Source organism: Pseudomonas tritici (assembly GCF_014268275.3).
GTDB lineage: Bacteria > Pseudomonadota > Gammaproteobacteria > Pseudomonadales > Pseudomonadaceae > Aquipseudomonas > Aquipseudomonas tritici.
Genome location: NZ_CP077084.1, coordinates 4,502,268 through 4,524,221, shown reverse-complemented (window position 1 = coordinate 4,524,221; position 21,954 = coordinate 4,502,268). Strand labels below are relative to the sequence as shown.

Annotated in this window: 18 protein-coding genes; 6 read left to right on the top strand and 12 right to left on the bottom strand. The window is 59.2% G+C overall.

The window, feature by feature from the left end; all coding sequences use genetic code 11:
• Positions 1-2: 2 nt before the first annotated feature.
• The gene (minD, locus tag HU722_RS20525; RefSeq protein WP_017737535.1) at positions 3-815 is read right to left on the bottom strand and encodes a septum site-determining protein MinD; all 813 of its coding nucleotides are present in this window, start codon (positions 813-815) and stop codon (positions 3-5) included.
• A 200-nt stretch (positions 816-1,015) separates the two neighbouring features.
• A complete protein-coding gene (gene minC, locus HU722_RS20520; protein ID WP_065873383.1) occupies positions 1,016-1,753 on the bottom strand; it encodes a septum site-determining protein MinC in 738 nt (245 codons plus the stop codon).
• Between the two features lie 118 nt (positions 1,754-1,871).
• Between minC and HU722_RS20515 the strand changes: the two genes are divergently transcribed.
• Together HU722_RS20515 and HU722_RS20510 are read left to right on the top strand one after the other, a co-directional pair.
• On the top strand, positions 1,872-2,804 hold the full coding sequence (locus HU722_RS20515; RefSeq protein WP_065873382.1) for a lipid A biosynthesis lauroyl acyltransferase: 933 nt from the start codon (positions 1,872-1,874) through the stop codon (positions 2,802-2,804).
• A 33-nt stretch (positions 2,805-2,837) separates the two neighbouring features.
• Positions 2,838-3,986: a patatin-like phospholipase family protein gene (locus HU722_RS20510; RefSeq protein WP_065873381.1), complete on the top strand. Its 1,149-nt coding sequence runs from the start codon at positions 2,838-2,840 to the stop codon at positions 3,984-3,986.
• A 48-nt stretch (positions 3,987-4,034) separates the two neighbouring features.
• Here the strand turns inward: HU722_RS20510 and HU722_RS20505 are convergent, their stop codons facing one another.
• From HU722_RS20505 to puuE, 7 genes are all read right to left on the bottom strand, one after another.
• Complete coding sequence (locus HU722_RS20505) at positions 4,035-4,820, bottom strand: outer membrane protein OmpK (protein WP_049712208.1); 786 nt, start codon at positions 4,818-4,820, stop codon at positions 4,035-4,037.
• Between the two features lie 437 nt (positions 4,821-5,257).
• Complete coding sequence (locus HU722_RS20500) at positions 5,258-6,604, bottom strand: nucleobase:cation symporter-2 family protein (RefSeq protein ID WP_065873380.1); 1,347 nt, start codon at positions 6,602-6,604, stop codon at positions 5,258-5,260.
• Positions 6,605-6,786: 182 nt separating this feature from the next.
• Positions 6,787-8,070 (bottom strand): urate hydroxylase PuuD, encoded by a 1,284-nt coding sequence (locus tag HU722_RS20495; protein ID WP_065873379.1) that lies wholly within the window; start codon positions 8,068-8,070, stop codon positions 6,787-6,789.
• A gap of 51 nt (positions 8,071-8,121) precedes the next feature.
• Positions 8,122-8,625, bottom strand: coding sequence for an ureidoglycolate lyase (locus tag HU722_RS20490; protein WP_065873378.1), 504 nt, complete (start codon positions 8,623-8,625; stop codon positions 8,122-8,124).
• 184 nt (positions 8,626-8,809) lie between these two features.
• Complete coding sequence (alc, locus tag HU722_RS20485) at positions 8,810-9,805, bottom strand: allantoicase (protein WP_065873377.1); 996 nt, start codon at positions 9,803-9,805, stop codon at positions 8,810-8,812.
• 41 nt (positions 9,806-9,846) lie between these two features.
• Positions 9,847-10,362 (bottom strand): 2-oxo-4-hydroxy-4-carboxy-5-ureidoimidazoline decarboxylase, encoded by a 516-nt coding sequence (uraD, locus tag HU722_RS20480; protein ID WP_065873376.1) that lies wholly within the window; start codon positions 10,360-10,362, stop codon positions 9,847-9,849.
• A complete protein-coding gene (gene puuE, locus HU722_RS20475; protein ID WP_065873375.1) occupies positions 10,359-11,285 on the bottom strand; it encodes an allantoinase PuuE in 927 nt (308 codons plus the stop codon). The genes uraD and puuE overlap by 4 nt, the downstream gene beginning before the upstream one ends.
• 386 nt (positions 11,286-11,671) lie before the next feature.
• Here puuE and uraH point away from each other — a divergent pair, with 386 nt between their 5' ends.
• Both uraH and HU722_RS20465 read left to right on the top strand, forming a co-directional pair.
• A complete protein-coding gene (uraH, locus tag HU722_RS20470) occupies positions 11,672-12,025 on the top strand; it encodes a hydroxyisourate hydrolase (protein ID WP_065873374.1) in 354 nt (117 codons plus the stop codon).
• Between the two features lie 155 nt (positions 12,026-12,180).
• Positions 12,181-17,445: a dermonecrotic toxin domain-containing protein gene (locus HU722_RS20465; RefSeq protein ID WP_186752063.1), complete on the top strand. Its 5,265-nt coding sequence runs from the start codon at positions 12,181-12,183 to the stop codon at positions 17,443-17,445.
• On the opposite strand, the gene HU722_RS20460 is transcribed toward HU722_RS20465, so the two are convergent.
• The 3 genes from HU722_RS20460 to HU722_RS20450 form a co-directional block, all read right to left on the bottom strand.
• Positions 17,432-18,067, bottom strand: coding sequence for a LysE family translocator (locus tag HU722_RS20460; RefSeq protein ID WP_065891070.1), 636 nt, complete (start codon positions 18,065-18,067; stop codon positions 17,432-17,434). The genes HU722_RS20465 and HU722_RS20460 overlap by 14 nt on opposite strands.
• An 11-nt stretch (positions 18,068-18,078) precedes the next feature.
• Positions 18,079-19,425: an NCS2 family permease gene (locus HU722_RS20455; RefSeq protein ID WP_065873371.1), complete on the bottom strand. Its 1,347-nt coding sequence runs from the start codon at positions 19,423-19,425 to the stop codon at positions 18,079-18,081.
• 169 nt (positions 19,426-19,594) lie between these two features.
• Entirely contained in the window at positions 19,595-20,029 is a 435-nt protein-coding gene (locus tag HU722_RS20450) for a MarR family winged helix-turn-helix transcriptional regulator (protein WP_065873370.1), read from the bottom strand.
• An 81-nt stretch (positions 20,030-20,110) separates the two neighbouring features.
• Here HU722_RS20450 and HU722_RS20445 point away from each other — a divergent pair, with 81 nt between their 5' ends.
• Both HU722_RS20445 and HU722_RS20440 read left to right on the top strand, forming a co-directional pair.
• Entirely contained in the window at positions 20,111-21,277 is a 1,167-nt protein-coding gene (locus HU722_RS20445) for an aminotransferase-like domain-containing protein (RefSeq protein ID WP_186752062.1), read from the top strand.
• Between the two features lie 10 nt (positions 21,278-21,287).
• Positions 21,288-21,890 carry a glutathione S-transferase family protein gene (locus tag HU722_RS20440; protein ID WP_065873368.1) on the top strand — a complete coding sequence of 201 codons (603 nt, stop codon included), beginning with the start codon at positions 21,288-21,290 and terminating at the stop codon, positions 21,888-21,890.
• The last annotated feature ends 64 nt before the right edge of the window (positions 21,891-21,954 follow it).

The following is a 21,954-nucleotide window of genomic DNA, read 5'->3' as shown; positions in this document are numbered from 1 at the left end:
GTTTAGTTGCCTCCAAAGATACGCTCGAAGAATCCCTTCTTCTTCACATCGAGGAAGCGGTGTTCCACGGTCTTGCCCAGCAAGCGATCGACGGCATCGCTGTACGCCTGGCCGGCGTCGCTCTGGTCGTCAAGAATCACCGGAACACCCTGGTTGGAAGCCTTCAGGACTGCCTGGGATTCTGGAATCACACCCAGCAGGGTCACTGCGAGGATGTCTTTCACGTCTTCAACACCGAGCATTTCGCCGTTGCTGACGCGCTCAGGGTTGTAACGGGTGAGCAGCAAGTGCTCCTTGATCGGGTCTTCGCCTTTTTCGGCGCGCTGGGACTTGCTGGCCAGCAGGCCTAGCATGCGGTCCGAGTCACGTACCGAGGAGACTTCCGGGTTGGTCACCACGATGGCCTCATCCGCGAAGTACATCGCCAGGTGAGCACCGGTTTCGATACCGGCCGGTGAGTCGCAGACCACGTATTCGAAGGTTTCCTTCAGCTCGGCCAGGACTTTGCCTACGCCTTCTTTGGTCAGCGCGTCTTTGTCGCGGGTTTGGCTGGCGGCCAGTACGTACAGGTTCTCAAGGCGCTTGTCCTTGATCAGGGCCTGTTGCAGGTTGGCTTCGCCGTTGACCACGTTGACGAAGTCGTACACCACGCGGCGCTCGCAGCCCATGATCAGGTCGAGGTTACGCAAACCGACGTCGAAGTCGACGATAACTGTCTTGTGGCCGCGCAAAGCGAGGCCGGTACCGATAGCGGCGCTGGTGGTGGTCTTACCCACACCACCCTTGCCGGATGTAACCACGAGAATCTTGGCCAAGGTGTTTCACCCCTAAGGAAAAAGGACTTTTCGGTCCCTGAAAAACATCTCTTGGAACTCGCCGCAGGCGGACAGCCTTTGTAGGAAAAAGATGTGGTTTCCGCTGGGAAACGCCAACTTCCAATTATTCCTACGCAAGTATTGCCGGTTTCGCTGTGCTATCAGAGTCTAGAGATGCTTGGAAAATGCGGCAGTATCCGTTAAAGACGGATGATGTTCAACACATCGCCCGACAGGTTGATCTGCACCGAAGCCCCCCACAGCGGATCACGGCGCAAATCTTCTGAAACCTTGTACTGGCCTGCGATGGACACTAGCTCAGCGGTCAACTGCTGGCAAAAAATACGCGCCTTGGCATCGCCCTTGATGCCGGCGAGGGCACGTCCGCGCATCGGGCCGTATACATGGATGTTGCCATCGGCAAGAAGTTCCGCCCCCGGGCTGACCGAGGAGATCACGACAAGGTCACCCCCCTGGGCGTAAATCTGCTGCCCGCCGCGTACGGGCGAGGTGATGATCTTTGTCGGCTTGATCGTCGGCTCCGGTGGTTTTTCCGGTTTTTTCTTCTCTTCACCGACCAATGGTTCAAGCGGTCGCTCGCGCGCGCCGGACGGTGGCAGTACTGGCAGTTCAATGGCGATGGCCGCAGCAATGTCTTCAATGCGGCTGGCGCGAATCGCCAACGTGCGTAGGCCATGGGAGCGACAGACGCGCATCAGGCCAGGCAGATCGATACTGCCCTGGCCGGCGGGCAGTTTGTCCAGCGCCAGCACCAGCGGGGCGTTGTTGAAAAAATTCGGCGCCAGGGCGACCTTGGCGGCGAGCTGGCGGTCCAGGGCCTCGAGGTCGTTACGGGCGAGTTCCAGCACGGTGATGGCGAGCATGCTGCCTTTCAGCTGGAACACGGGATCTTGGTCTAGCGGTTCGGTTTGGCTCATGGTCGGCAAAGCGGCTTGTCACGAAAAGTGTCGAGACTTATAACGAGAACACTCACCCGCCGCAAGCCGAGTCGAACCGTTGTAGAATGCGCGGCCCTTGTCTTTACCGGAATCTGTAATGGATCGCCCGCGTTTTCGAGCTGTTTTTTTTCACCCGCGCTTTTGGCTGTTATGGCTGGGGCTCGGCCTGCTGTGGCTGATTACCCAACTGCCATACCGCGCGCTGCTGACCATTGGTCGCCTGCTGGGTGCTGGCATGTACCGCGTGGCGGGCGAACGTCGCCGTATTGCCGCGCGAAACCTGGAACTGTGCTTCCCGGAAAAATCCGCTAAAGAGCGTAAACAATTGCTCAAGGAAAACTTTGCCTCCACCGGCATCGCCTTCTTTGAGATGGCCATGAGTTGGTGGTGGTCGCGCCAGCGCCTGGCGCGCCTGGCCCATGTCGAAGGCCTGGAACACCTCAAGCAGGCCCAACTGGATGGCAAGGGCGTGATCCTCATGGCCCTGCATTTCACCACCCTGGAAATCGGTGCGGCACTGCTTGGCCAGAAGCACACCATTGACGGCATGTACCGCGAGCACGGCAACCTGCTGTTCGACTACATCCAGCGCCGTGGTCGCGAGCGTCACAACCTCGATTCCCTGGCCGTGGAGCGCGAAGACGTGCGCGGCATGCTTAAGCTGCTGCGCGCTGGCCGCGCCATCTGGTACGCACCGGACCAAGACTACGGCGCCAAGCAAAGCATCTTTGTGCCGCTGTTCGGCATCCAGGCGGCCACCGTGCCCGCCACCAGTAAGTTCGCCAAGCTGGGCAAGGCGCTGGTCGTGCCGTTCACTCAACAGCGCCTCGCCGATGGCAGCGGTTACCGCCTGGTGATCCACCCGCCGCTGACTGACTTCCCTGGCGAAAGCGATGAAGTCGATTGCCTGCGCATCAATCAGTGGGTCGAAGCCTCGGTGCGTGAATGCCCTGAGCAATACCTGTGGACTCACCGCCGCTTCAAGAGCCGGCCACCGGGTGAACCCAAGCTGTACGAAAAACGCCGCTGATAAGACCGATTTTTTCCCACATGGAGTGAAGCAATGCGCCCAGCTGAACCGGTTACAGGCTTGATTCTTTCCGGCGGCGGGGCGCGAGCGGCTTATCAGGTGGGGGTGCTGGCGGCCATTGCAGAGTTGTTGCCGCCGGGAGCACCGAATCCTTTTCCGGTGATCGTCGGCACCTCCGCCGGCGCGATCAATGCGGTGAGCCTGGCCAGCGGCGCCATGGACTTCAGGGCCGCGATCCAACGTCTTACCGCCTTCTGGCAGGGCTTTCGTAGCCACCAGGTGTTGCGCAGCGACTGGCCGGGGGTGATTCGCCAAGCGAGCCGCTTCTTTATCCACAGCCTGCTGGGCCTGGGCGCCCGGGTGCCGGTGGCCTTGCTCAACAGCTCACCGTTACGCGACCTGTTGCAAGAGCGCTTGAACCTGGACGGCATCGACGAGGCCATCCGGCATAAACATCTGCACGCGGTAGCAGTGACGGCCTTTGGTTATGAGTCCGGGCAAGCGGTGACCTTTTATCAAGGCGGCGGCACCATCGACGCCTGGTTGCGCCATCGCCGTATCGGCATGCCCACTCAGTTGACCGTTGAACACCTGCTGGCCAGTTCGGCGATCCCTTTGCTGTTTGCGCCGGTCAAACTCGACCAGGAGTTCTTTGGCGACGGCGCGGTGCGGCAATCGGCGCCCATCAGCCCGGCCCTGCATTTGGGCGCCAATCGCGTGCTGGTGGTGGGGGTCAGCGGCAACCCGCGTGGCAATGAACCGGCCGTGCAACGCACCTACACCGGCCAGGAACCGACCCTGGCGCAGATCGGCGGGCACATGCTCAACAGCACGTTCATTGACAGCCTGGAAAGCGATATCGAATTGCTGGAGCGCTTGAACCAGTTCAGCCATTTCCAGCCGGGCGACAGCGCGGCTCAGGGCCTGGCGCCGGTTGAAGTACTGGTGATTGCGCCGAGCCAGCCCATTGATGAGATCGCCGCGCGGCATCGCCAGGAATTGCCGGCGGCGTTGCGCTTGTTTTTACGCGGGCCGGGGGCGACCAAGACCAGCGGGGCAGGGGTGTTGAGTTACTTGCTGTTCGAGGCGGGGTATTGCAGCGAGTTGATTGAATTGGGGCGGCGGGATGCGTTGGCCAAGCGTGAGGAAATCACTCGGTTTTTGAGGTTGCCCCCAAACTAAATGTGGGAGCGAGCAAGCCCGCTCCCACATTTTGTATTGCGGTGTGAGTTAGAAGTGGTACTTGACCAAGAAGCTCGCCGTATCCTGCGTCGTCTTGAACGCACCCGAATCTTCAATCCCGTACTTGTTCTTCCAGTAGTCGTATTCAAAACCGACATACAACTGCTTGTCGCCCCAGTGCAATGCCTTGCCCAAGTCATATTTGACCTGTGGGTTGAAGTGCAGGTTGGCGTGGTAAGTGCCACGGGCATTCTTGTCGTTGTCCACGACCCAGTCCATGAAGCCGTCGATCAACACGTCGGAGTTGCCCACCGGAATCGTGTACGACCAGACCGGCGTGATCTGCCAAACGCCATCACCCGGGCGATTGCCTTCGGTCTGGCGCTGGTAGAAGTTCAGCTGGAAGTAGTCGAAACCCGGAATGTTCAAATCGAAGCCAGGACCGACCAGGTACGATTCGTTATCGCCTTCACCAAACTCGTAAGTCATCGCCAGCAATACATCCTTGATCGGACCAAAGGACAGGTCCTTGTCGAGAATCTTGCCAAACGACAAACGCGGGCTGAACTCGCCGTAATAAGTATTCGGGCCGACGTTGCCATCTTCTTTGCCGTTATAAAAGATGCGGTCGAGGAAGAAGAAGTTGTCGCCGTACTTCCAGGCATCGGCATGTTCGAACGTGACGGTTTGTTGGATCTGCGGGTTGACGGTGAAGCTCTTGCCCCACAAGTAAGTCAGGCTGTTGTTCTGCCACTGCAACAGGTCACCGGCCACGGCTTGACCACCTGCCAGCAGGGATCCCGCCAGCATCAGGCCTTTGAACATAGGTTTCATTCGGTTGCTCCCGAGTTAAAATTTTATGGTTTTTCTTCTACGCAGGCGCTCTGGTGTGGCGCCTTTTGGTCAGCTGCAAAAATCGTCTGTTCGGTCAGCTTTAGTGCATTTAGCAAGAGCTGCGCCAAGGTGTTTAAAAAGCCAAAAAATCCCCGTCGGCTGCATGGGATGCAGTCGAATTCAGGGGACTTTTGCGCACATTGGCCGCAGACATAAGGCCGGGATAAGTTGGCCTTGCAGTCAGCTTTTACATTCGCTGTTTTTTTTTGAGTCGATTCGAGCGGGCGCGGAGAATACTGGCTCTTATGCCTGGGCTCAAGTGCGCTGTAACAGAGCGCGTGGGGCGAGAATGGGGCACGGCTTGTGGCCGGCCCCGGGTGAATGGCGTGCATGTCGTGGTTCCCAGTATCGTTATTGTTTTTGTAAGAACGAAGGAATCAATGCGTAGGCGCGACGGCAGGTCGTTCTGACCCGCCGAGGATGTTGAACAGGATATTCAGCGACAACGCGCTGAGGGTGGCCATGGCGATGCCACTGTGGGTGATCGGGCTCATCCACAGCGGCAGCTGCGCGAAGAACTCCGGGCGCACCACCGGGATCAGGCCCATGCCGATACTCACCGCCACCAGCAGTTGGTTGCGACGGTCGGCGATATCGGCTTCCTGCAGGATCTTGATCCCGGTGGCCGCCACCATGCCGAACATGGCAATCGCCGCACCGCCCAGCACCGCCGGTGGAATCGACGCCACCAGGTATGCCGCTTTGGGCAGCAGGCTCAGCACAATCAGAAAGGCCCCCGCCATGATCGTCACCGAGCGGCAACGCACGCCGGTCATCTGCACCAGGCCGATGTTTTGTGCGAACGAAGAGTGGGTAAATGTGTTGAAGAACCCGGCAAAGAACGACGCGCCGGCATCACACAACAAACCACGGCGCAGCATCTTTGGCGTGACGTCCTGGCCGGTGATCTTGCCCAGCGCGAGGAACATCCCGGTGGACTCGACAAAGATGATCACCACCACCAGGCACATCGAGAGGATTGGCGCCAACTCGAACTTAGGCATGCCAAAGTGCAGCGGTGTCACCACCTGCACCCACGGTGCCTGGGCCAGGCCGCTGAGGTCGACCATGCCAAGCAGGCCGCACAAGGCGTAACCCAGGCCCATGCCGACCAGTACCGAAATGTTCACCCAGAAACCGCGCATGAAGCGGTTGATCAGCAAGATGGTGGCGAGTACCAGCGCGGCAATCGCCAGGTAGATCGGCGAACCAAACGTCGCAGCGGCACTGCCGCCACCGGCCCAGTTCACGGCGACCGGAAACAGCGAGAGGCCAATCGCGGTGATCACGGTGCCGGTCACCAAGGGCGGGAAAAAGCGCACGATCTTGGACATGAACGGCGCGATCAACATACCGAAGAACCCGGCGGCGATGGTCGCGCCGAAGATACCCTGCAAGCCGATACCGGGCATGCCGGCCATGGCGACCATGCTGCCGACGGCGGCGAAACTGGCGCCCATCATCACCGGCATGCGGATGCCCACTGGGCCGATGCCGAACGACTGCACGAGGGTGGCTATGCCGGCTACCAGCAGGTCGGCGTTGATCAGGAAGGCGATTTCTTCACGGCTCAAGCCGGCGGCCTGGCCAATGATCAGGGGCACGGCGACGGCGCCGCCGTACATCAGCAAGACGTGTTGCAGGCCTACCAGAATCAGTTGCAAGAGGGGCAGCCGCACCATCGCGGGCACGGCAGGAATCTGCGGTTCGACTAACTCGGTCATGCAACACCTCGGATCTTTTTTATTTTTGTGTTGTGTGGAACGCAATCTCTACATCACCACAAATCCCCTGTGGGAGCGGGCTTGCTCGCGAATACGGCGTGTCAGTCACTGAATGTGCTGACTGATCCAGCGCCTTCGCGAACAAGCTCGCTCCCACATTTGGATCTGTGTGAATCAGTTAATTAATTGGTGCGGGCCCCCTGGTTGATCCAGGTACCAATCAAATCCCGCTCCTGCTGGGTCATCTGGGTGATGTTGCCCAACGGCATGATCTGGCTCGCCACGGCTTGCGCTTGAATACGCGCGGCCTGCTGCTGGATCTGCGCCGGTGTGTCAAACATCACCCCGGCCGGAGCGGTGCTGAACAGCGGGCTGGTGGGCTTGGCCGAATGGCACACGGTGCAGCGTTGTTCGATCACGCTGTGCACTTGGCCAAAATCCGTCGTGGCCTGAGCCGGTACCGGTTCAGCTGCGGGCGCTGGCGGCGCGGCGGGCTTCAAACCACCCCCCAATGCCGTTTCCGGCAGCGGCTGGTACTCAATGGCAGCCGGTGCCTTGGCCACTTCGGCGACGGGCTTGGGACCGGTCACATAGGCCAGGCAAATCATCGCCAGCGCGCCCACCGGCAAGGTCCACGCATACTTCTGGCTGTTATGCCGGGTGTTGAAGTAATGGCGCACCAACACCGCCGCCACCGCGATACCCGCCAGGATCAGCCAGTTGTATTGGCTGCCGTAGGTGCTCGGGAAATGGTTGCTGATCATGATGAACAGCACCGGTAAGGTGAAGTAGTTGTTGTGACGAGAACGCAGCAAGCCTTTGGCGGGCAGCGCCGGATCCGGCGTGCGGTTTTCCGCGATAGCCGCCACGAGCGCGCGTTGCGCCGGCATGATGATGCGGAACACGTTACCGACCATGATCGTGCCGATCACGGCACCCACGTGCAGGTACGCACCACGCCCGCTGAACACCTTGCTGAAACCATAGGCCGCCGCAATCAACAGCACAAACAGGATGAAACCGAGTAGGGCAGGGCGTTTGCCCAGGGCCGAGTCGCAGAGGAAGGAGTAGATGAACCAGCCGGCGAACAGTGAGCCAATGCCCAGCAATACGCCTTCGGTGCCGCTGAGCGTGCTGCCGGGGGCGAGCAGGTACAGCGTCGGGTTGAGGTAGAACACCACGCACAGCAGCGCGACGCCCGACATCCAGGTGAAATAGGCCTCCCATTTGAACCAATGCAGGTTGTCCGGCATGGTCGGTGGGGCCAGTTTGTATTTTTCCAGGTGGTAGATACCGCCACCGTGGATCGCCCACAAGTCACCGGCCAGGCCGCTCTTGGGGTTGACGCGGTTGAGGTTGTTTTCCAGCCAGACGAAGTAGAAAGAAGCGCCGATCCACGCGACGCCCGTGATCATATGAACCCAGCGCACGCTCAGGTTCAGCCATTCCAACAGATGTGCTTCCACAGTCTTTACCTCTCGCCTGTCACCCTTGTTGTCGGGTGATCCGGCCTTCTCTTATTGGTGGGGGGCGAGGATCAACCGCTCATCCTCTTCAAAAAAATGCTCATCGCAGTTATTGCCTGTGCCACTGCGATCAACCACCAGGAAGTCATCCCGCTTTTCGATCGTCAGCACCGGGTGGTGCCAGACGCCGCGATGGTAATTAATGCCCTGCCTGCCGTTGGTGACGAAGGCGCGGACCAAACCTGATACAGGTGCATCGCCAAGTGGCGCGACCACGATCAGAAAGGGGTTGCCGAGCAGCGGTATGAACGCTTGGCTGCCCAGCGGGTGTCGTTCCAGCATGCACACGGTCAGCGGCATGTCCTGCGCGTCGGCGCGGAAGATGCTGATGATCGCGTTGTCCTCAGGCTGTGCGGTTTCGACCGTCGCCAGCTTATGAAAGCGCATGGTCGACCCATTGTTGATCATGAAGTGATCGCTGCCATCGGTTTCGATAACGTCTCCGAAAGGGGCGAAGGCTTCTTTGGTCAGGGGTTCGATCATCAGTGTGCGCATGGCTGTCTTCTTATCCAGATTCTATGTGTTTGTTTTGCTTCTGTAGTGAGCGGGCTTGTCCCGCGCTGGGTGGCGAAGCCGCCCCAATCCAGCCACCGCTTTCTGCCAGACAGCACTCAGGCGCCTGGTTTTAGGGCGGCTTCGCCACCCAGCGCGGGACAAGCCCGCTCACTACAGGCAGTGTCTATTTCGCGACCTTGCCGAGGACGCGCAGGCGACTTACACCCCCATCCGGGAACACATTCAGGCGGATGTGGGTAATCGGCCCCAGTGCCTTGATCTGCTCGGCAAAGGTGTGTTCGGCGTGCATTTCCAGCTTTTGCGCCGGCAGCAGTTCGCGCCAGAACAACGATTGAGTTTCGATCTGGCTGTCGGTGCCGCCCTTGACGAACGCGCCCTGGATCGAGCAGGTGTCCGGGTAGTTGCCCTTGAAGTGCAGGGTGTCGACGATGATCTTCTCGATCTCGCCCGGGTGGCCCAGGGCGACGATCACCCAGTCATTGCCCGGTGTACGACGACGTGCGGTTTCCCAGCCGTCGCCCATGTTGATGCCACGGCCTGGGTTGAGAATGTTGCTCATGCGGCCGAAGTGTTCATCGGAGCAGGCCAGCGCGCGGCCACCGTTGAGGGCTGAGGCCAGGTCGACTTGTTCGTTGTCGCCGACCGACGACCAGTCGCGGAATGGAATGCCGTACACACGCAGACGCGCCACGCCGCCATCCGGATAGATGTTGAAGCGCAGGTGGCTGTAGGCCTGGTCGTTGTTGATCTCGTGGTAGTGGTGGCTGTTGCCTTGCAGCTCGACGGCCGACAGCACTTCCACCCACTGGGTGTTCTCATCCGGGTCGCCCGAGGCCAGGAAGCAGGCTTCCAGCGACGCCGACGGCGGGTAGTTGCCGGTGAAGAATGAAGTGTCGATGTCCACGCCTTTGATCGAGCCGGGTACGCCCAGGCGGATGACCGCGCTGTCGTAGCCTTCGAAGCGCTTGCGGCGCGACTCCCAGCCGTCCATCCACTTGCCGTTGTCATCGAAAACGCCCTCCTTCCACACGGCCGGGGTCGGCTGGAACAGGCGGTTGGCGTCAGCGAACCAGTCATCGGTCACCGAAAGGATCTTGGTGCCCAGACGGGCGTCGGCCAGGTTGACGAACTTCTCGAAAGGTACGGCGTAAGCTTTCATTCTTCTTGTCTGCCTTAGATAGAGTGGCTGGGGATGGTCGTTTAGAGGGTCAGTAATCGGAACAATGCGATCTTGTTGATCTCGGCCAGTGCGCACTTGAACTCGGCGTCTGCCGAGTGGTGGATGCGCGTTTCGAACGCGGCCAGGATCTGATGCCGGTTGCTGCCTTTTACCGCCATGATGAAGGGAAACTTGAACGTGGCCTTGTAGGCGTCGTTCAGCTCGGTGAAGCGTGAGAACTCTTCGGCCGTGCATTGGTGAATACCCGCGCCGGCTTGTTCATCGGTGCTGGCTTGGGTCAGTTGGCCCTGGACGGCGGCTTTGCCGGCCAGGTCCGGGTGAGCGTTGATCAGGGCCAGTTGACTGGCATGATCGGCGCTCAACAGGATGTCGCTCATGCGCTGGTGCAGGGTTTCGATCTCGTCGATCGAGGCGTCCTGGCCCAGGTCGAAGGCCTTCTCGGCCACCCATGGCGAATGTTCGTAGATGTCGGCGAAGGCGGCGACGAATTCATCGCGGCTCAGGGTCGATGGTTTAAGGGTTTGGAACGCAGTCATTTCGCTGCTCCCGTGTACGGGTGGGTTTCGTGCCAGTGACGGGCAATGTCCACGCGGCGGGTGAACCACACCTGTTCGTGACCTTTGGCGTACTCGATAAACCGCTTCAACGAAGCCAGGCGCGCAGGGCGGCCGATCAGGCGGCAGTGCAGGCCGATGGAAAGCATCTTCGGCGCCTCGGCCCCTTCGGCGTAGAGTACGTCGAAGGCGTCCTTGAGGTATTCGAAAAAGTCATCGCCCTTGTTGAAACCCTGCACCTGGGTAAAGCGCATGTCGTTGGTGTCCAGGGTGTAGGGGATCACCAGGTGCGGCTTGCCGGTAGGGTTGTTAGGCTCCCAGTAGGGCAGGTCGTCGTCGTAGGTGTCGCAGTCATACAGGAAACCGCCTTCCTCCATCACCAGCCGGCGGGTATTCGGGCCGGTGCGCCCGGTGTACCAGCCCAATGGGCGCTCGCCGGTGAGTTCGGTGAGGATGCGGATGGCTTCGAGCATGTGCTCGCGCTCCTGGGCCTCGTCCATGTACTGGTAGTCGATCCAGCGGTAGCCGTGGCTGCAAATTTCGTGACCGGCCTCGACCATCGCGCGGATCACGTCCGGGTGACGCTGGGCGGCCATGGCCACGGCGAAGATGGTCAGTGGAATATCAAATGCTTTAAACAGCTTGAGGATGCGCCACACGCCAGCGCGGCTGCCGTATTCGTACAGCGACTCCATGCTCATGTTGCGCGCGCCTTGCAGCGGCTGCGCCGAAACCATTTCCGACAGGAAGGCTTCAGACTCTTTGTCACCGTGCAAAATATTACGCTCGCCGCCTTCTTCGTAATTGAGTACGAAAGACAACGCGATGCGCGCCTTGCCCGGCCAGTGGGGGTGAGGAGGGTTACTGCCGTAACCGATCAGGTCGCGTGGGTAGTCAGCGCTCACTGCAGTCTTCCTTCTTGTTCGTGATCATTCATGTGGCGGCCGGGCAGTGAAAAGACTGGGTGGCGTCACGGCGATGAGTGATTGTATACAACTTGTCGGCAACTTTGTAAGCCTGCATTTATGCATTTTTTCCGCAGAGCTCTGTGTAAAGGGTGTAGCAAGAAACTTGCCTGACTGGTCAGCTAATGGACAAAAGGTCGTTTAAAAGCAAGGATTACCCATCGATCAGTCTGTCGAGCATCAGCGGTGTGCTGATCCGAGGCTTTGTGATTTTTATTGTGTACAATTTTTTTTAAAAGTGTCTTAATCAGTCATCGCCGGCTTTTTCGATGCCCTGAAAAAGTGCGGATCACTCTTCTACTGACCACGGGAGGCGCGTAGACGCCATGGGACGCTTGACCACACACGTTTTGGACGCCGCACACGGCTGCCCCGGCAGCGCGATCAAGGTTGAACTGTATCGCGTCGACGGCACTCAGCTTGAGCGGGTCGCTACCGCCGTGACCAACAGCGACGGCCGCTGCGACGCGCCATTGCTGCAAGGCGACGATTACCGCAGCGGTGTCTACCAGCTGCAATTCAGCGCCGGTGATTACTACCGCGCCCGTGGCGTGCAATTGCCTGAACCGGCGTTTCTCGATGTGGTGGTGCTGCGCTTCGGCATCAGCGCCGAACAGGATCATTACCATGTCCCGCTGCTGATTTCGCCTTACAGCTACTCCACCTATCGCGGTAGCTGAGCGTCACCTCGCTTCACACCCCCAAAGCTCTTCGTTGGTTTTTCGCCCGCCCACACTGCGGGCTTTTTTTTGCCTGCAGTGGGTTCAATTATCTAGCGCCTTCTGACCGCCTGCGTTGCTTAGGCTGAGTGTTTTCCTCCACGAGAAAAAACACCATGACCTCGGCCACCGAAAGTCAGTCCGCTCCTCCCGTTTCCAGCCCTGCGTCCGACACCGACGACATTGACGACGCCAGCGATGCTGAAGAGACCGTCGACGCCGAGTTACGGGCCATTCGCAACCAGTTGAAAGTACGGATTCGCACCTCTACCCATCCCAGCCGTCTGATCAATCAGATCTGGCTGGCCGACATGCGCTGCCGCGAGTCGGCGCAGACGCTGACACATCTGCTGGGGCGCTCGCCCAAAATCTTGAAGGTGATTCGCGCCGAGCTGTACAAGGAATTCAAGGAGGAACCGGATGATCTGCTGTTTACCGTGCCTGCGAAGGGCGGTGAGCCCGAGAAAGTCGACAGCCTGACCAGTCGGGCATTGTCGTTGCTTTTTGAGCCCTGGACGGCTGCCAGTGTTTCCCCGTCAACCACCCTGACCATCAAAGGAAAGCCCGGCTCTGGATTGACGTTGACGCCGTTGGAAGCCCTTCAACGAGTGGTCGCGATGCGGCTCTATGAGCGATTAATCCACACGGCCGCTCACTATTGGGACACCTTGGCATACGGTTCCTGGCGGACGCGCCGGGAGCGCTGGGTAGCGTTGCACGAGGAACTCTTCGCCGACCGTGCCTTGATCGCGCGGCAACTGGATGAGCTGTCGAGTACCGGAATGGCCATGGTTCAGGCCGTGATTGATGCCCCGAGCGCGCAGGCGCGTCAGGTCGCGGGGGGGGATTGGGCCGGTGTGCGAGTGGGCCAGTTACTCTGGCCGGGTACACCTGCGATGGTGATTCCAGGTGCCTTGCATATCTATCGCGAGGGTGACCCCAGTGGTGTGCCGCATATCATTTACCTGCCGGGTGTGGCCCGCAATCTCTACGAGTACCCTTCCTTCGTCGCGCTTCAGTGCGGTGTGCTGGAGCTGAGCAAGTCGCGGTTTGACGAGCTCTGGCAATGCTTGCCTTTAAATCGTCGCCCAGTGTTATGCCGTCCTGCGGACTTATCCCCGGCGTCCAGCGTTGTGCGTGGCTTGGAGATTTTAGAGGATGCGTTGGCGCTGGGCGCGCAGGAGTTGCTGAGGCAGCAATGGAATAACGAGTTGGCCTGTGTTTCGGTGATTTATCACCCGCACGTATTTGCCACAGAGCGGCCGCAGCCACTTGATGCAGGTTCCTTTCTCAAGCACGTGGAGGGCAACAGGAAACAACTGGTCGGGGGGGCTCGGCTCGGCGCGCTGCGTGACGAATTGCTCGATTGGGACCACCAGCGACGAAGCACAGAAATTATTTTTGCCAGTATCGCGCCCGGCTTGGCGCTGCGCACGGCAGAGCAGCAGATCAAGCGTTACGAAAAAGGCCTGGTCGCGCTGCTGGATCCGGATAATCCAAGCGCCGAGACACCGGAATATCAGGAGGTCGTCGCCTGGGTGGACCAACTCAAGGTTCACGCCCAAACCTTGCATGCCTTGTCGCTGGGTGCCGGGCAACGATTGCTTCACGTTGATTTTTGGTCTGAGCGCCCAGGTGGGGAGGGGACGCCCAGGCGGGTTGTGTCGTTTATGCACGCCCAAGCCGAGGCCTTGCGCTGCGAAGTGCAGGTGCAACACAGGCTTAAGTTGCTGAGTGCGGCGCATCGTGACTTGATGATTGAAGTGGTGGAGCAGCCTTTGCCCGCCCGGCGTCCGAACAGTCAAACCCAGGTATTGTCGATCGCCATTGGCAGCGAGCTGGATGCCTTTTATTCGCTCCATAACATCAGGGTGGTGACGACCGCCGCAGCGGTGAGGGTCCCGCTTCGCCAGCTACCCGTGGTGCTGTATGCCTTTGGCGAAGTGGGCGGAGTGATGGCTTTTGCCGGGCTGGACGCCCTCACCCGAAGTGTCAAGGCCAGCCTCGTCAGTCGGGACGATTCCGTGCTGTGGGGCTGTGTCGCGCGCGATAAGCGCAATGACTTACGCACACATGCGGCGCGTAAAACCTTAGAGGTGCGCTACGTGCCTATCCCTGGCAAGCCTGCATTGGCCTCCCTCAAGAAGCTCATTGGGACTTGTTATCGCTTGTACAACAGCGCCGATGACATCACGCGTATTTTCAGTGAGGTAAAGGATGCCGAGTTGAGTCGTGCGCTGTTGCTGACCGAGCTGGAGCAACACCTGCAGGTTCCCGTCAATAGCGCTCTGAGCCGCGCGCAGGCGAATGTCGAGCTGCTGCGCAAGGTAGCGCTCGAAGCGAAAAAAATGCCGGGATGGTTAACGGGGGCAACCCGTGCGCAGCGAAAACACTTCAGACGCTCGCAGAAGCTTTACATGAGCAGCACCTGGGCATTTTTAGCCCGGCTCGAGCAACGTCTGCCGGACTTGAGCACCTATGCCCGCCAAAAGTTGACCGCCCGGTTGCGCCACGAGGGGCTCTCCTTGGGGGTGGAGATAGACGAGCCCTTTATGGCGATGTCCGGAGATATCCACGGCACGTATTGTGATCATAAAGACGCTTGCCGCTTGAAAGACCCGCAAAAGCTACTACCCGCGTCTTCTTCGTGCAGGGCCTTCAGTCTGTTGGAGCTGGCGCTGCACAACCTGGATCCGCTGGCACCGTGGACGAACCATAAATTGAACCGTGCTTGCCCTCTGCGACGGACGTGGCCAGACAGTCTTTCTACCGGGCATTTGAGGCAAATCATCTCTTCGCTGGATATCGGCGGCCGGTACGACGCGTTGATCAATAAGGTGTTTTATCCACCTGTTAACCCCAACCGCCCGCTCAGCGAAGGACGTATTCCCGAGTTATTGAATCGCGTGTTGCGAGCGGGTGGTAAGCATCATCTGTTTTCAGCGGTTCAACAGGGGCTGTCGGCGACAGCACAAAGCGTTTTCAGCACTGCAATGGCCGCACGGACACCGCAGGACCTGATGAAAAACCAGCATGAGTTACAACTGCACGTGGTTCATTTGGTGGGCCATACGATGCAGCATGATCGCTATGTCGCAGGGATAGTGGTCGTGCAAGACAAGCGCTCGGAGCTTTGCGTGGTCTATTGGCCCCAGGCCCCCCTCGCCTTGGTACTCACTGAGTACGGCAACCTTGAAAAGGCCAAGGCTGAATTGAACCGTCTAGGCGCATTGCCCGATAACGTTAAGACGCTGGCACGCCAGGTCGCACCCGGCTGGGCTTTTCAGGCAAAGCATCAGTCCCCGTTCGAACCAAAGGTCTTCAACCTATTTGATGTGCTTCCTGGCAGTTCCCTCGTGAGAGGGATTTGGCGGTTGACCCGCCTGTTCTCCGTCAAGCATCTGGAACCGTCGCTGTTGCTTGATGAGATTGAAGAACAGGTGCTCGAGCAGATTGCCAGTGATCCACGGGATTGGCTGGCGATTGTCGCCACGTCCAACTGCAATGCCCAGGCGTTGCTGTACCACGGCAAAGTGCACGAGTTGCAACGCCAGACACAGGCAGCCAGTTACTCCAATAAAGCGCTGAAGGAATACCGAATCCGCCGCCTTCGCGACGATAGCTTAGCCAAAACACGGATGGTGTTAAGTGCCTTTATTCCAATACTCGGAGTGTTCAGTGACATCTATGAGTTGTACGTTGCAGCGCGGCATTACAAGCGTTATGGCGACACCAGTGATAAGCGCGTGTTGGCCGATACGATTAAATTTTTTATGGTCAACCTGGTAATGACTTTCGTACCCGGCCCCAAGAGGGCGGGCGTTGCGGCAGCTTCCGCGATACGGTCTGCGCTGCCCCCGGCTCTGGGGCGGATACGCCGCTGGCGGGTGGAACCGAGTGGTGTTCCCCGTTCGGCGTCATCCGTGAGGCAACTTCCGGCCCTGGAGCGTTTCAAGACTGCATCGGTGCCGGAGGGGGCCGTGGCGTTGAGGGGGCCGGGTCGGGAAGGTGTCTACGTCAAAAATGGAGAGCTATTTGTGGCGGATGACACACACCATTATCCGGTTTACAAACGGGACAGCGGGCAAGGGTTTCGTCTGAAAAACCAGCAGTCGCCGGGTCAGGACGAACTGATTCTGGATATTCACCAGTCCAGGGAGTGGTTACTCGGCGCGGACGCGCCGCAACCGGTGGCGGGAACGAGTACGAGCCTGCTTAGCCCGTGGACACCCCCGGTACCACCGCCGCCGGATTGGTGGCCACCCGTGGTGCGCAGGGCGACGGAAAGCCAGATACGCCAGTCCTCCTCCACGTCCACCCACTGGTTGGATTGGCGTGTGCAGGTTCTGAACCATCAACAATTGACGTCCCCGGCGCCCGGCGTATTTCACGTCCCGGTAGATAGTCGAGGATTTTCCTACAATGTCCTCCGGCTGGCGCCTCCCTATACGGCCCTGAACGATCCTTTGAGCGGTTATTACCGATTGCTCCCCCAGGGTGGGCAGGCACCCTTGGGTTACATAGTGTTTATCACACAGGATGAACCACTGGTTTCATTGGCTCGCGTTGATATTGAGCGTTGGGCAAGCACATCACGTGCTGAACAGCCCCTTCCTGTATCGCGCACGCCAACGGGCGGGTGGCAGCTCCATGCCCCTCTCTTTGACAGGCCGTTGGCGGAGTACGTCGGCACGGCATTCCCCACCATGACCACCAAAAGCCGAGAATTTACAGTGGCACGAATTATTGAGTTATCAGGCCCGGAACGCCCTGCAACGGCCAGTCATATGCTCAATCTCCGTGCGACGTTGAACGATTGGTTGCCAGCGGCCCCCGCGATACCAGGGCAAACGGATGATGTGTTGAGATTGCTGAGGCCTACTGACAGACAAAGTAAATCGATATTCATAGGGGTAGAAGGCAAAGCGCCAGGCTTTACCCGAGTCGACTTCCGGATATCAGGTTTAGATCTAGATCCTGCGCTTCAATTCCGCCTTCCCAAGCGCCCGGTCCAGCGCGGGGTTGCCATGCGCCAGGCCATTACACACGTGTTGCAGCAGCAAGGCTTTGACGTGCATGAAGTGCTGGTGAAGCATTTCAATAAAACCACCCGTGATTTGATCGTGACCCACCCTCTGTCCAATAAGGTTTACTACGTTTCAATCCATTGGACGTACGGTGGGACGATCGAGTTGGATACGCGACTGACGGCTCAGTGGCTCAATGAAACCATTCGCTTTAATCCGGGTGTGCTGCCACTGGTAGACGTCAGCAGCGCCATGAGCGAAAACCGTCTGGTTCTGATCGTAGCAGGCATCCAGTGGCGCGGTATGAGGGGGAGCCGACCGAGTGTCTATTTCGCCAAAGTCAGCCGGTCCTAGCCTTTATCAATGCCATCACGCCAGCGCCACCGAATAGCCCGGCGCTGATGCGGTTAAACCAACTCTGGCCCTTGCCACTGCGCAGGTAGCGAGCAGCGCCGTGGGCACCCAGGCCGTAGGCCAGCTTGCACATCAGGTCGAGCGCCGTCCAGGTGACGATCATGATCAGCAGTTGCGGCAGAAAAGGCTGTTGGCTGTTGAGGAATTGCGGCAGGAAAGCGGCAAAAAACAGGATGTCCTTGGGGTTGCTCGCGCCCAGTACGAACGCCCGGCCAAATAGCGCACGAAAGCGTGGGACGGGGGCGGCGTACGGCACCTCGGCACGCTGGGCCGGTTGCCGCGATTGCTGCCAGCTCTGCCAGGCGAGATAAAACAGGTACACCGCGCCAACCATCTTCAAGGCGCTGAACAGTTGCTCGGAAGCCAGTAACAACGCACCCAAACCCAGCGCCGAGGCGCTGAGCAGGCAGATCGAGGCAAACACCCCGCCAAGAAACGCTGGATACGAGCGGCGCAGCCCATAGTTGAGGCTGTTGCTGATCATCAGCAGGGACAGTGGCCCCGGTATGAGGATCACCACCAATGCTGCGCCGCTGAACAGTAGCCAGGTTTCCAGGTTCATCCGTTGCTCCTTTATAGAAATATGAATTTGGCGATAAAGATCGCGCACAGCACCCACAGGCTGACAGAAATCTCGCGGTACTTGCCGGTGCCAGCCTTGAGCGCCACATACGTGATAAAGCCCAAGGCGATACCGTCGGCGACCGAGAAGGTCAGCGGCATCATGATTGCGGTGACAATCGCCGGGATGCTGTCAGTGGCTTCATCCCAATTGATATGGGCCATGCTCGCCATCATCAGCATCGCGACATAAATCAGCGCACCCGCCGTGGCGTACGCTGGAATCATCCCGGCCAGCGGTGCAAAAAACATCGCCGCCACAAACAGAATGCCCACGGTCACGGCGGTCAGCCCGGTACGCCCGCCAGCGGCCACGCCGGCAGCACTTTCCACGTAGCTGGTCACCGGTGGTACACCCACCATGGCACCGAATACGCTGGAAGCACTGTCGGCTTTCAACGCACGGGACAGGTTATCGATCTTGCCATCGGCGTTGACGAGGCCGGCCCGCTGGGCGACGCCCATCAGTGTACCGGCAGTGTCGAACATGTGTACAAAAAGAAATGCAAATACCACGCTGATCATGCTGACATTGAATACACCTTTTACGTCCATCGCCATCCAGGTCGGTGCCAGGCTCGGAGGTGTGGCAAGAATGCCGTTGTAGTGCACCAGGCCCAGGCCCCAACCCGCGATGGTCACGGCGATGATGCTGATCAGGATCGCGCCGAACACGCGGTGGTAGCTGAGGATCGCGATCAGCAGGAAGCACACGGCTGCCAGCAATGGCGCGGGCTCATGCAACGAACCGAGTTTGATCAAGGTCGCCGGACTGTCGACGATGATCCCCGCAGTCTTCAGGCCGATCACCCCGAGGAACAGGCCGACACCCGCGCCCATCGCATGGCGCAAGCTGACAGGGATGCTGTTGAGCAGCCATTCGCGCACGCGGGACAGGGTCAGGCCCATGAACAGAACGCCGGAAATAAACACCGCGCCCAGCGCAGTTTCCCAGGTGTAGCCCATGGTGCCGACCACGGTGTAGGTGAAAAACGCGTTCAAGCCCATGCCCGGCGCCAGACCTACCGGCCAGTTGGCGTAGAGGCCCATCAGCAGGCAGCCCAGCGCGGCGGCGATGCAGGTGGCGACGAATGCCGCGCCGTGATCGATGCCGGCGTCGGCCATGATGTTCGGGTTGACGAAAATGATGTAGGCCATGGTGATAAAGGTGGTGAGGCCGGCGATCAGCTCGGTCTTCACTGTGGTGCCATGCAAGCGCAGCTTAAACAGGCGTTCCAGCCAGCCGGTGCGGGTGGGTTGGAGGTCCAGGGGTGAGGCTTCGGATTTGCGGCTGTCCACAGCGAGTACTCCTCAAGCATTTTATTGTTATGGCCAGCGCTTAGGCGCTGTGAGGTACTGGCGGGTTTGTTGACCAATAGGTCAGGAACTCGCACGAAGCGAATTATGCTTTTGTATACAAATAAAGCAAATAATGTTTTCGATCGGCTGCGTAAAAGTGGATGAAAGGCTAGTTCAGGCCACTTAGCGCCTGGTTCACCGCTAGCCATCCGGCCACGGCTTCAGCCCCCGCGTCACTGAAGGCGCGTTGCAACAACTTCACCTGTTCGCGGCGCAGGGATTGCTCAAAACGCAGGCCTTCTTCAGTGAGCGCCAGCAGGCGTTTGCGCTTGTCGGTTTCGGAAGCGACGCTGTCGACCAGATGCATTTCCTGCAATTGGCGCAGGGGCATGTTCAGCGCCTGCTTGCTCACACCGAGTAATTCCAGCAGTTCCTTCACGCTCAAGGCGGGGTAGCGCGCGATAAAAAATACGATGCGCTGGTGCACGCGGCTCAGGCCGCGACGTTCGAGCATTTCGTCGGCTTTGGCGGTGAAGGCCTGGTAGCCGAAAAAGAACGCCTCCATGGCCTCTTGTTGGCGGGTCTGGTTTTTAAGGTCAAGCATATTGACGTATCCACTGAAGTCGTCGTAATTTCGGTCAACCAGTTTGACGTATTTAACGCACTCTTCGCTACCGGTGACCCCATGGCCTTCTCTGAACGTGTTACGCGCCTCAAAAGCTCCCTGATCCGTGAAATCCTCGCGGCAGCCCAGCGCCCGGAAGTGATGTCGTTCGCCGGGGGCCTGCCGGCGGAGGCCATGCTGCCAGCATTGAACTGGGATGACATGCCGCTGAACATCGGCCAATACGGCATGAGCGAAGGCGAGCCACAATTGCGCGAGTTGCTCGCCGCCGAGGCCCGAGCCCTTGGCGTGCCGTGCCAGGCCAGCCAGGTGCTGGTGGTCAGCGGTTCCCAACAAACCCTGGACCTGGCGGCCAAGCTGTATATCGACAAAGGCACGCAGATCCTGTTGGAAGGCCCGACCTACCTGGCTGCCTTGCAGATCTTCCAGCTGTTCGGCGCCGAATGCCTCACCGTGTCATTGGAAGCCGATGGCCCCGACCTGGCCGCTCTGCGGGTCAACCTTGAACGCCACCGTCCGGCGTTCATCTACCTGATCCCGACGTTCCAGAACCCGTCCGCCGTGCGCTACAGCGAAGCCAAGCGCGCCGCCGTCGCCGCCTTGCTCGACGAGTTTGGCGTGACCCTGATCGAAGATGAGCCCTACCGCGAACTGACGTTCGACGGCGGCAGCGCCAAACCCATTGTCGGACGCCTGAAAAAAGCCAGTTGGATCTACACCGGCACCGTGTCCAAGACCCTGTTGCCGGGCCTGCGCGTTGGCTACCTGATTGCCAGCCCGGACCTGTTCCCGCACCTGCTCAAGCTCAAGCAGTCGGCGGATTTGCACACCAACCGCGTCGGCCAGTGGCAAGCGATGCAGTGGATCGGCACGGAGAAATACCAGCATCACCTGGTGGAACTGCGCAGTTTTTACCGCGAGCGTCGCGATGCGTTCCAAGCCGCATTGGAACGTCACTTCGCCGATCTGGCCGACTGGCAAGTGCCCCAGGGTGGATTATTCTTCTGGCTGACCTTGAAACAGCCGCTCGACACCCGCACCTTGTTGGCTCAAGCGCTCGACCAGAACGTCGCGTTCATGCCCGGTGAACCGTTCTTTTCCGAGCCGGACCAGCACCACGGTTCGCTGCGACTCAATTTCAGCCATATCGACCCGGCCCTCCTCGACGAAGGTCTCAAGCGCCTGGCCGCGGTGGTCCGTCAAGCACAGCACGCGCAAGCGGCATAAGGGGAGCCCCATGTACAAGGTTTATGGCGATTACAAGTCGGGCAACTGCTACAAGGTCAAATTGATGCTCAGCCTGCTGGGCATCCCGTATCAATGGATCGATGTCGATATCCTCAACGGCGATACCGAGACCCCGGAGTTCCTGGCCAAGAACCCCAACGGTAAGATCCCGGTGCTGGAACTGGAAGACGGCACCTGCCTGTGGGAGTCCAACGCGATTCTCAACTTCCTCGCCGATGGCAGTGAGTTCCTGCCCACCGAGCCACGCCTGCGCACGCAAGTGTTGCAGTGGCAGTTCTTCGAGCAATACAGCCACGAGCCGTACATTGCAGTGGCGCGGTTTATCCAGTTTTACCTGGGCTTGCCGCAAGACCGCCTCGAGGAATACCAGAAGCTGCACAAGGGCGGTTACAAGGCGCTCAAGGTCATGGAGCGCCAACTGCAACTGACGCCGTATCTGGTGGGCGACCAGTTCTCCATTGCCGATGTGGCGTTGTACGCCTACACCCACGTGGCCCATGAAGGTGGTTTTGACTTGGACGCTTATCCGGGTGTTCAGGCGTGGATGGCGCGCGTCGCCAGTCATCCCCGCCATGTGGCGATGTTGGACTGACCTGCAGGCCGCCAGCGGTCCAGCTGGCGGCCAGTTAGTTGTTAAAAATTCCATTTGTGGGACC